The following is an 11,247-nucleotide window of genomic DNA, read 5'->3' as shown; positions in this document are numbered from 1 at the left end:
GCGCCCGACTACCGAATTCGGCTCGGCGATGGCGAAGGCCCGGAAATCGGCGCGGGCTGGAAGCGTACCGGCGAAAGGGCGGGCGACTATGTTTCGCTCATCATCGACGATCCCACGCTGCCGCGGCCGATCCGGGCCAATCTCTTCCAGTCGAGTGAGGACAAATCGGTCTGGACGCTGAGCTGGAATCGTCAGCCCCAGCGCGCCGAGCGGGACTGATCGCATGCAGGAATCCGTCACGCGTGCTGGCTGCAAGGCGCATCAAGGCTCCATCTCTTTGTTCGTGTCGTCTCCTCGCCTGATCCCCCTCAAGCACCAGTCGGCGGTCGCGCGCGGCCGTCAATGGCGACCGCAGGTTGGCGCACGGAGCACGCTTTCGACGGGCACGAGCTCTGCGGCTTGCTCACGTCACGGCGGAGACCGAGCAGGCTTTGCCGTCATCCTGCTTGCCGGCCTGCTGGTGATGGGTGGGCCAACGGCGGCGGCGCAGGAAGCACCAATCCAACGTCAACAGGTGAGCGAGCGCTATGCCACTCATGTCGCGGAAGCCGCGCAGCGCTTCGGCATTCCGGTGGACTGGATCCGCGCCGTTATGCGGATCGAAAGCGGTGGCGATCGGCGCGCAGTGTCACCCAAAGGCGCGCTTGGCTTGATGCAACTCATGCCGAAGACCTGGACGGAGATGCGCGTGCGCTACGGCCTCGGACATGATCCCTTCGATCCGCATGACAACATCTTTGCGGGCACAGCTTTCCTTCGCGAGCTGCACGACCGCTACGGCTCGCCGGGATCCCTCGCGGCCTATAATGCTGGTCCCGGCCGCTATGAAGACTACCGCGACCGACATCGTCCGCTGCCCACCGAGACCGTCGCCTACGTTGCTGCCGTCGTCCCTTTTGTCGATGTGGAGAGCACGCCAGGAGCTCTCCTCGTCGCGGCCTCTTCTCGTTCATCCTGGACGCGGGCTCCGCTGTTTTTCACCCGCGCTGACGGACTGTCTTCCGCGACACGGGCGGCATCTGATCGACCGACGACCGACAAGCGGCTGCGGTTCCCGTGCACGATCTCTCGGCCATCGCACCGCAGTCGAATGGCCTATTCGTCGCACTCTCGACAACAGGAGGATCGCGATGACTGCACGTTGTCATCAGCATAAGGAACGACGCTCGCCCGTCGACGTCCTTGCTGCGGAGGTCCGGCTATTGGTCGGGCGATGGCAGCTTGCCACCGCCATCGGCCGCGAAGCGGAGGAGTGCGATAATAACGTGCTGACGGCATATGGGCGATGCCCCGCGCTCTACTCGTCGCTTCGCTCCTCACCGAGCCACCCTACGGGTGTCTCGGCCCTTCGGATAACGATCGCTATCGCAAGCGCACGCAAACAATGGGGGCTTGCGAGTCAACTGCCAGGTCGCGGCACCCCTTTCGCAATGAATCGGCCGCCAGAAGACATGTTCGGGCAGGCGCTATTGGAGAAATTAGTGCAATGACCCGAACTGCATTTTGTCGCAAATCGCCGCGACTGCCGAGAGTCTGTTGGCTTGGAGGTTGGGCCTTGGGAGCCAGCGACCGGGAGAACACGGCGACGACCGAACGATGGCTCTTCAAATCGGGCTTCGATAAATCGGTGCATGACGATAGCCGCCGTGTGGCCGAATCCGGGGTCTGGTGCAACGACTTAGGCGGTTGTTGCCACACAGGAGAGCTCCGATGAAGCTTTATGTTGGGTTAGACGTCGGTCTTGAAGAAACCAGTCTTTGCATCGTCGATGGCGAGGGACTCACCGTTCGCGAGGTCAAGGTTATGACCGAGCCAGCGGCGATCCGCTCCGCAGTAGAGGGCTACGCGGATCGCCTCGAGAGAGTGGGGGTCGAGGCATCATCGCTTGGCATCTGGCTGTATCGCGAACTGCAGCCAGTGGGGCTTCCGATCATTGTCGTCGAGGCGCGTCATATGCGCGTTTCGCTGTCGACGATGCGCAACAAGACAGATCGCAACGATGCGCGCGGCATCGCGCAGATGATGCGGTTGGGCTGGTACCGCGCCGTTCATGTCAAGAACATCGACATGCAGAAGATGCGGACTCTGCTGACCAGCCGAAAGCTACTCAAGCGCAAACTGATCGACCTCGAAAACCACATTCGCGGTGCGCTGCGGGCCTATGGGTTGCTCGTCGGAGCCGTCGCCCGCGGTGCCTTTGAGGCCCGCGTCCGCGAGCTGATCGAGCGCGGTGATCCGATCTTCGTGATGACCATCGAGGCCATGCTCGACGTACGCCGCGCAATCCTCGATGGATACGATCGGCTGCATCGTGTGTTGCTGCAAGTAGTCCAGCACGATGCTATCTGCCGGCGCTTGATGACGGTTCCAGGCGTCGGTCCCGTTGCGGCCCTGTCGTTCAAAGTCGGCGTTGATGATCCCCTGCGCTTTGCCCGATCGCGAACGGTCGGCGCGCATTTTGGCTTGGCGCCGAGGCGGCACCAATCCGGCACGTCGATCGATTACGAAGGGCGCATCAGCAAACAGGGCGACGTAGCTGTGCGCGAGGCGCTTTGCGAGGCGGCCGCAAGCCTGCTGCTACGCGTCAGGAAATGGTCGGCACTGCGGGCGTGGGGCCTACGAATCGCGAAACGATCGAGCATGCTGTGTGCGATCACCGCGGTCGCGCGCAAGCTCGCGAGCATTCTGCACCGGATGTGGGTCAGCGAGACTGATTTCCACGTCGGGTTCGGCGCGAAGATTACGCAGCGATTGCGGTTGAAGCCGGCGCGGTAGCGGCGAGGCAGATGACAACGCGTTAGCGCTGGGTTTGCGCCCGGCATGTTGAGGAGGAGCGAAATTAAAGATCCGCGCGCGCGGTGAGCGTCCCCTGGCGGGGCCGCGAAACGGGGAATGTCCGCTATCTCTTGCCTGCTGCCGCCCTTCGGGGACGAGAGCGCCGGACTGCTTGGACAGCCCTGTTTACGAACCTGATGAAGAGCATGCGACGGCCAAAGTGCTGAACGCGAAGGAACGCATGGACCCCGCCTGGTGAATGCACGTCGCGTACGCGGCTGCGGTGAAGTGCGCGTTGTCGATGCAGGGAGTCGGTAATGGCTGAAGTTCGAAGAGTCGAAGAAAAGCGTAGGAATGAGTTGACTTTGCCCGCCCGATTAGGAAGGCCGCCCGTAATCGGTCCGCGCCGGGTCTTGCGGCGGCCGAGCAAGTGGTCTGCGCGATGAATAACCCGCACACTAGGCCGCCTCAGCAACGCGGGAGGCGTGTGATGGAATTCTTCTGTGGTTTGGATGTCGGCATGGACGAGACGGCAATCTGCGTGGTGGACGGCACCGGCAAGGTGGCGCTGGAAGTCGCGGTGGTGACCGATCCGGACGCGATCAAGACGGCGCTCGAGCCGTATCGTGGCCGCTTGCGGCGGCTCGGCCACGAGGCGGGGTCGCTGTCGCCCTGGCTGCACCCGGAACTGTTGAAGCTCGGCTTGCCGGCTGTCTGCCTTGAAACCTTCCACGTCCGCGCCGCGCTGAAGGCGCAGCGCAACAAGACCGACCGGACGGACGCGCTCGGCCTGGCGCATTTGATGCGCACCGGTTGGTTCCGCAAGGCGCATATCAAGAGCGAAGCCTGCTACCGGCTGCGGCTGCTCCTGACGCACCGGCGCAATCTGAAGCGCAAGTTTCTCGATCTGGAAAACGCGATTCGGCACTCGTTGAAGGTGTTTGGCATTCGCCTCAGTCATGTTGGCCGCGGCGGCTTTGCGCAAGCGGTGCGCGAGGCGGTGGCGGGTGATGCGCTGGTCAGCGAGCTGATCGATGCCATGCTGAACGCGCGCGCGGCGCTGTGGAAAGAGTACTGCCGGCTGCACCATCTCGTGGTCAAGCTGGTGGCGAGCCATGAACTGTGCCGGCGCTTCATGCAGATCCCCGGCGTCGGCCCGGTGGCCGCACTGAGCTTCATGACGGCGATCGACGACCCCGCACGCTTCAAGCGGTCGCGTGACGTGGCGGCCTATTTTGGCTTGACGTCGCGGCGTTGGCAGTCCGGCACGTCGATCGACGTGCAGGGGCGGATCAGCAAGGCGGGCGATGGCGACGTGCGGCGGGCGCTTTATGAGGCGGCAAGTGCGTTGCTGACCCGCTTCAAGCGCAAGGACAAGGTCAAGACATGGGGGCTTGCGATCGCCAAGCGCACGAGCCACCGCAAGGCGACCGTTGCGGTGGCACGCAAGCTTGCGGTGATCATGCATGCGATGTGGGTCGATGGCACGTTTTATTGTGGCGATCCGGGCGCATCGAGGGCGGACGTGAGCGCACGTGCCGCCGCGAAGCACCGCAAGCTGCTCGGAGCCCATGCATGACCAGCCCGAGCCAATTGCAGATCAATGACCCGATGACCGCAAGGCTTTGAACACGGAGCTCCGCCACAAGCGGAAGAGACCTGGTGCAGATCAACGACGACGGAACGCACGCTATCTTGCCTGTGGCCACGCACGTGACGTGCAATGTGGACCACGCCGGACTGCCTGTGATGTGGCTCCGTCATGCCGATGGAAAGATGCGCCGCGACGGCGTCCGCGCTGCCTTGCTGCAGCGAGATTATGCCGTCGATGAGCGCGGAAGAGTGCACGGCGCACCGGGACTCGTGGCTGTGGTGGCGCAGCGTGTTCAAGCGTGGCGCAGAGGGCCTTGTCGCAAGCGAGAAAGGAAGCGAGAATGGGTGAGATCAGAGAGACGACACGACCGATTAAGAGGGCGAGATAAAAGGCCGCAATGTGCGGCTCGGTCGGGCGGTTGGTGTTGCTGTCCTTTTTGGCTGATCCGGCAATGTGCGGCTTCGGCGCGCAATGTGCGCCCAACGATCAACTCATTGCACGGGTTCTCAATTTCGCACATTGCCGGGGCCGGCGATGGCTGAGGAGAAGGAATTTCAGCCTCGGCCCGGCCGCATCCGCTCCTCAAGGAGCCAGCGGGCTAAACCGTTCATCGCTCAGGCGCTCGCCGCCGCACAGCGCGCTGGTGGAGGCGTGTCGCGAGCTGGTCGTCTCATCAGTCATCGTCAGTCGCGCTTCGGCCGCGGCCGGGTCGCCAGCGAACGGGCAAACCGTCTGCTTACCGGCCGCTCGCGTCTGGTGACGATCAAGACCCGCGTCGTCCGTCACACCACGCGTTCCGCGCCGCTGGCCGCTCACGTGGGGTATCTGCGGCGCGAGGGCGTCACCCGGGACGGGGAAAAGGCCCACCTGTTCGGTCCCGAGCGAGAGGATGCCGATCCCAAGGGGTTCGCCGAACGATGCCAGGATGTCCCCGGAAGACGCAGCCGATATGGCTGACCTCAAAGGGTTTACCCGCGAGCTCGTCGGCCAAATGGAAGTGGACCTCGGTACCCGACTCGACTGGGTGGCCGTCGATCACTGGAATACCCAGCATCCCCACGTTCACATCCTCGTGCGTGGCATCGCCGAGGACGGCCAGGACCTCGTGATCTCCCGCGCATACATCAAGGAGGGGATGCGCGCGCGTGCGCAGGACCTGGTCATGCAGGAGCTCGGACCTCGCTCCGATCTCGACATCCGCCGCTCGCTCGAGCACCAGGTCGAAGCCGAACGCTGGACACAGCTCGATCGCCAGCTTGTTCGCGACGCAGGCCAGCACGGCGTCATCGACCTTGCGCCCGATCGGACCCAGCAGCCCGATCAGTTCCACGCGCTGAAGGTCGGTCGGCTGCAGCGCCTGGAGAGCCTTGGCCTTGCGCATCAAGTCGGGTCCGGCCAATGGATGATGGACGAGGCCGCCGAGACGACGTTGCGCGAGCTCGGCGATCGCGGCGACATCATCAAGCGCATCCACCGCAGTCTAATCGAACGCGGCATCGAGCGCGGGACCGCGAACTACGTGCTGGCAGGCGAAAGCCTCGACGTCCCCGTCATCGGGCGCCTCGTCGATCGCGGTCTCGACGACGAGCTGAAGGGGACCGCCTATGCCGTCGTCGACGGCGTCGATGGCCGGACCCACCACATCAGACTCCCCGATCTCGATGCCGCCGGCGACAGTGCAGCAGGATCGATCGTCGAACTCCGCAAATTCGATGATGCGCGAGGACAGCGTCGCGTGGCGCTGGCCGTCCGCTCCGATCTCTCGATCGAAGCGCAGGTGAGGGCAAGCGGCGCGACATGGCTGGACCGGCAGGCGCTCGCGCGCGATCCGGTGACACTTGGCCAGACGGGCTTCGGCGTCGAGGTCCGGCAAGCCTTGGAACAGCGGGCCGAGCAGCTGATCGAGCAGGGTCTCGCCGAGCGCCATGCGCGCGGGCTGGTGTTCGCAAAGAACCTCATCGGTACGCTGCGCCGCAGGGAGTTGGAGGCTCTCGGTCAGCAGGTCGCCGCCGAGACAGGCCAGCCGTTCAATCCGTCGACCGCCGGCGAGTATGTCGCTGGGACCTATCGGCAGCGCTTCGCGCTCGCCTCGGGCCGCTTCGCGATGATCGACGATGGCATCGGCTTTCAGCTCGTGCCCTGGACCCCCTCACTTGAGAAGCAGCTCGGCGGGCATGTCTCCGGCATCGCCCGCGATGACGGCGGCGTCGATTGGGGTTTCGGGCGCAGCCGGGGGCTCGGCCTGTGAGCAAACCTCCACTCACCAAGTTCAAGGAAAGGGCGGCCGCCATGTCCGCGACCAAGATCCTCTGGGGGCAGGTCATCACTGTCTTAGTGATCATCTTGCTGGCGTTCTGGGCCGCAACGGAATGGACGGCCTGGCGGCTAGGTTTCCAACCTCAACTCGGGCAGCCCTGGTTCGAGCTGCTGCATTTTTCGTTCTACCTCCCGCCCGCGTTTTTCTGGTGGTGGTATGCCTACGATGCCTATGCGCCACACGTCTTCATCGAGGGCGCCTATATCGCAGCATCCGGTGGCATCATCGCCGCCGCCGTCGCGATCGGCATGTCGGTCTGGCGCGCCCGCGAAGCCAAGAATGCCGAGACCTATGGCTCCGCGCGGTGGGCAGACGCGAAGGAGATCGCGCAGGCTGGCCTGCTCGGGCCTGATGGCGTGGTTCTCGGCCGGTTCGAACGCGCCTATCTCCGCCATGATGGACCCGAGCACGTCCTGTGCTTCGCTCCCACGAGATCGGGCAAGGGCGTCGGCCTCGTCATCCCGTCGCTGCTGACCTGGCCGGGATCGGCGATCGTCCACGACATCAAGGGCGAGAACTGGCAGCTTACCGCCGGTTTTCGCGCGGAGCATGGCCGCGTTCTTCTGTTCGATCCCACCAATGCGAAATCGTCAGCCTACAACCCGCTGCTCGAAGTTCGGCGTGGTGAATGGGAGGTGCGCGACGTCCAGAACATCGCCGACATTCTCGTCGACCCGGAGGGAAGCCTCGAGAAGCGGAACCATTGGGAGAAGACCAGCCACGCGCTCCTGGTTGGCGCCATCCTCCACGTCCTCTATGCCGAAGAGGACAAGACCCTCGCCGGCGTTGCGGCCTTCCTATCCGATCCCAAGCGGCCGATCGAATCGACGCTCGCTGCGATGATGCGGACGGCGCATCTCGGCGAGGCCGGCGTCCATCCCGTCGTCGCCTCCGCCGCGCGAGAACTCTTGAACAAATCCGGCAATGAACGCTCCGGCGTCCTCAGCACGGCGATGTCGTTCCTCGGTCTCTATCGGGATCCCGTGGTGGCGGAGGTGACGCGACGCTGCGACTGGCGGATCGCCGACATCGTTGGCGCAGAGCGAGCGACCACGCTTTACCTTGTGGTGCCGCCATCGGACATCAACCGCACCAAGCCGCTGATCCGGCTGATCCTCAACCAGATCGGCCGCCGCTTGACCGAGGATCTCCAGGCCAAGGCAGGACGGCGCCGGCTCCTCTTGATGCTCGACGAATTCCCCGCGCTTGGCCGGCTCGACTTCTTCGAGTCGGCGCTCGCCTTCATGGCCGGCTACGGCATCAAGAGCTTCCTGATCGCCCAGTCGCTGAACCAGATCGAGAAGGCCTATGGGCCGAACAATTCGATCCTCGACAACTGCCACGTCCGGGTTAGCTTCGCGACCAATGACGAGCGGACGGCGAAGCGGGTCTCCGACGCATTGGGCATGGCGACCGAGATGAAGGCGATGAAGAACTATGCCGGCAGCAGGCTCGCACCTTGGCTCGGTCACCTCATGGTGTCGCGGTCGGAGACCGCCCGGCCGCTGTTGACGCCCGGCGAGATGATGCAGCTTCCGCCCTCGGATGAGATTGTCATGATGTCCGGCCTGCATCCGATCCGCGCGAGGAAGGCACGCTGTTACGAGGACACTCGTTTCCAGGAGCGCATTTTGGCGCCGCCGATGCTGACCAAGCCCAATAACACACGGCCGGACGATTGGAGTTTACGGCCACTCCCGCCGCGCCCCATGCCCCCTTCGGCCTCGGCCAGCGACGAGACCGACGTAGAGGATCCGAAGACCGCCGATCGCCGGCGGCAGCCTGAACTGGATCGCGACACTGTGGAGAAGACGGAACCACTTGACAACGAGTTCGCGGCCGATCTTGCCGACGAGTTCGACGAAGAGGCCCCGCGGATCAGGCGCATGAACGATGTGATGCAGGGTGTCGCGCGCCAGGCATCACTCGATCCCGGCGACGATCTCGGATTGTGAGGCAGCCATGACCGCACCGAAGAAGAAAGCTCAGATGTCGGTCTATCTCGACCCGGAGGTCATGAAAACGTTGTCAGCCTATGCCACCCGCCGCGAGCAGCCGATGTCTCTCATCGCCGAAGCGGCGATCGCGTCCTTCCTGTCGCCGGATGCCGACGAGCGCAGGGAGGCTGCCATTGCCAAGCGACTCGACCAAATTGATCGCCGCATCGCGCGGCTCGAGCGCGACATGGGGATCTCGGTCGAAACCTTGGCGCTGTTCGTTCGGTTTTGGCTCACGACGTCACCGCCACTCCCCGAACCGGCTGCAAAGGCGGCGCGGGCGCAGGCGGGTGCGCGCTACGATAACTTCGTCGCGGCGCTCGGACGACGGCTCAGTCAAGGACCGAAGCTGCGGCAGGAGATCGTGGAGGATATTCAGGAGGCCGAGCCGCCAGGAAGTTAGCCATAATCGTCCGATGATCGCCGCGGTGGGGATTCGAGCCCCCACATCGCAAACAGTTTCCTGCGCGACAACCTCACAGTGTCGCAGAGCCTGCGAAGATGCGCTGCCAATCGATGATCGGTCACTTCTCTCTGTTTGCGGCTGAATCCCGGCCCAACTGTAACGCATGAGCTTTCGTCTCAAGGCGCCGTTTGCTATGATGTCATCGGAATTGATGCCGGAGTAGCACTATGGAGCCTCAGTGGCTTACGTATGGGAAGAGGTTGCAAGCTATCGCGTCTAGCGGGCTCCATTTCGCGCGAGATCAATTTGATCGAGAACGTTACGAGGAGATTGCCTCGATAGCCAATGAAATGCTCGCCACCTTGGGAAATGTTCCTATCGAGAGGATAAAGGGGCTCGTCTCTGATTTCGCGCGGGGCTATGCGACTCCGAAAGTTGATGTGCGCGGAGCGATTGTAGAACAGAACAAGGTTCTTCTGGTCCGCGAGAACAGCGATGGTCTTTGGGCCTTGCCTGGTGGCTTTGCAGACGTTGGCCTCTCTGCCGCCCAAAACATCGAAAAGGAGTTGTACGAAGAGGCCGGATTGAAAGTGTCTGTTCGTCGCCTCTACGGCGTCCGACACAAGGCCAGCGGTTCATATTCGCCTGATGTCCGGGATTTCTACAAGGTTTTCTTCCTTTGCGACAGGCTCTCAGGCGGTGAGGTGCAGCCAAGATTGGAGACCAGCGAGGCGATCTTTTTTCCAAAAGATCAGCTACCTCCGCTATCGCGAGGGAGAACTATCGAGAGTGACGTTGAAGCAGCGTTCGCATTCGCAACCGACGCGAACAGGCCAGCCTTTTTCGATTGAAAGCACGATCGACTCTCTTGGTGCGCTGATCTATTGGCGGTCGCCAAATGGCTTTGCCGATTGAAGGGCCATTATCTCCGCGTGCAGGACGCCTCTCGTAAGGCGGTTGAGGGTCGATTTACTGTCGCTCAGGTCATCGCAATCCGCCACTAGCCGTAATCACCTCACCTGTGATCCATGCGGCGTCATCGGAAGCGAGAAAAGCAACAACCTTCGCGATGTCGTCAGGAGCGCCAATTCGCCGGAGAGCCGTGCGGCTTACCGTCGCGGCCGCCAATTCAGCGGTAAGAACGCGGTTGGTCATGTCTGTCGCGGTTGTTCCCGGAGCAACCGCGTTCACCCGTACACCGCGCGGTCCTAGTTCTCGCGCCAGTGCAAAGGTAATGGCCTCCACCGCCGCTTTGGTGCTGCAGTAGACGGAGTAGCCTGGGCCCGGCATACGTGCATTTATCGAGCTGATGTTGATAATTGCGCCTCCTTGTTCCCCGAATATGCGCGCAACGGCCTGTGCACTGAACAGAACGGACTTTACGTTACTTGCGAACTGTCGATCGAACTGAGCTTCATCAATTTCTTCAAGTCTTGCGGGCTCAACCGTGCCCGCATTGCAGACCAGTACGTTCAGTCGCCCGCCAAATCTTGCCAAGCGCGCGGAAGCATCGCTCATCAGCGTCTGCACTTGCTGCATATCGGCGATGTCCGCTTGTATAGCTTCTGCCCAACCTCCGTGGGCCACAATGTCGGCGACGAGTTGCTCTGCCTTGAGCCTGGAATTGCGAAAGTTGACGATCACTCGTGCGCCTTCATACGCCAGTTGGCGGGCAATGGCGGCGCCGATGCCGCGCGAACCGCCCGTTACCAAAGCGCCTTTGCCTTTCAGTCGTCCCATTGCATACACCTTTCAGTCGCCCGGTTGCTTAACGGCCCACGAGTGCGCGATGTTATCGCATGATTCATTGAGCCCGGCTTGCTAGGACTCTCAAACATCATGACTGGAATGGGTCAACAGCGTCGCCTTCACAATTCGGCACGCTCTCTTCCGATTTGCTGCCAGCAAGCAGGACGTTGGGGCCGATTTCCCGACTCGGGTGGGAACTGCGTAGCCGCAGCTTGATCGACGCAATCTATTCTGCGGAGATTTGCAGTCAGAGTGTGATCACCACGCTTTCGATTCAGTAAGTATTTTTTCTCTGCCCTACGCTGGCTCTCTACGACGGCTGAATACTTGTTGAACTAACCCATTTCCTACCTTTTCTATCCATCCCCGTCGGCGATCGCTTGTTGCGATTGGCCTTCGACGGGGAACG

8 protein-coding genes and 1 pseudogene are annotated in these 11,247 nt (G+C 62.5%); 8 read left to right on the top strand and 1 reads right to left on the bottom strand.

Annotated features, from left to right (window positions below):
- From IVA98_RS22755 to IVA98_RS22720, 8 genes and pseudogenes are all read left to right on the top strand, one after another.
- Positions 1-219 (top strand): DUF736 domain-containing protein (locus IVA98_RS22755; RefSeq protein ID WP_247355559.1); only part of this gene is annotated, 219 nt, incomplete at its 5' end.
- A gap of 4 nt (positions 220-223) precedes the next feature.
- A complete protein-coding gene (locus tag IVA98_RS22750; protein WP_346657731.1) occupies positions 224-1,156 on the top strand; it encodes a lytic transglycosylase domain-containing protein in 933 nt (310 codons plus the stop codon).
- Positions 1,157-1,710: 554 nt separating this feature from the next.
- Positions 1,711-2,775, top strand: coding sequence for an IS110 family RNA-guided transposase (locus tag IVA98_RS22745; RefSeq protein WP_247355558.1), 1,065 nt, complete (start codon positions 1,711-1,713; stop codon positions 2,773-2,775).
- Between the two features lie 490 nt (positions 2,776-3,265).
- Positions 3,266-4,354 (top strand): IS110 family RNA-guided transposase, encoded by a 1,089-nt coding sequence (locus tag IVA98_RS22740; protein WP_247355557.1) that lies wholly within the window; start codon positions 3,266-3,268, stop codon positions 4,352-4,354.
- Between the two features lie 549 nt (positions 4,355-4,903).
- Positions 4,904-6,617, top strand: a pseudogene (locus IVA98_RS22735) (DUF3363 domain-containing protein).
- A gap of 41 nt (positions 6,618-6,658) precedes the next feature.
- A complete protein-coding gene (locus IVA98_RS22730; protein ID WP_247355556.1) occupies positions 6,659-8,641 on the top strand; it encodes a conjugal transfer protein TraG in 1,983 nt (660 codons plus the stop codon).
- 7 nt (positions 8,642-8,648) lie between these two features.
- The gene (locus tag IVA98_RS22725) at positions 8,649-9,086 is read left to right on the top strand and encodes a CopG family transcriptional regulator (RefSeq protein ID WP_247355555.1); all 438 of its coding nucleotides are present in this window, start codon (positions 8,649-8,651) and stop codon (positions 9,084-9,086) included.
- Positions 9,087-9,316: 230 nt separating this feature from the next.
- A complete protein-coding gene (locus IVA98_RS22720; RefSeq protein WP_256468180.1) occupies positions 9,317-9,940 on the top strand; it encodes an NUDIX hydrolase in 624 nt (207 codons plus the stop codon).
- Between the two features lie 133 nt (positions 9,941-10,073).
- On the opposite strand, the gene IVA98_RS22715 is transcribed toward IVA98_RS22720, so the two are convergent.
- Positions 10,074-10,829 (bottom strand): SDR family NAD(P)-dependent oxidoreductase, encoded by a 756-nt coding sequence (locus tag IVA98_RS22715; RefSeq protein ID WP_247355553.1) that lies wholly within the window; start codon positions 10,827-10,829, stop codon positions 10,074-10,076.
- Positions 10,830-11,247: the final 418 nt, after the last annotated feature.

The organism is Bradyrhizobium sp. 160, assembly GCF_023073735.1.
In the GTDB taxonomy this organism is placed as follows: domain Bacteria; phylum Pseudomonadota; class Alphaproteobacteria; order Rhizobiales; family Xanthobacteraceae; genus Bradyrhizobium.
The sequence above is the reverse complement of the archived record's forward strand: the minus strand, read 5'-3'. Positions and strand labels throughout refer to the sequence as shown.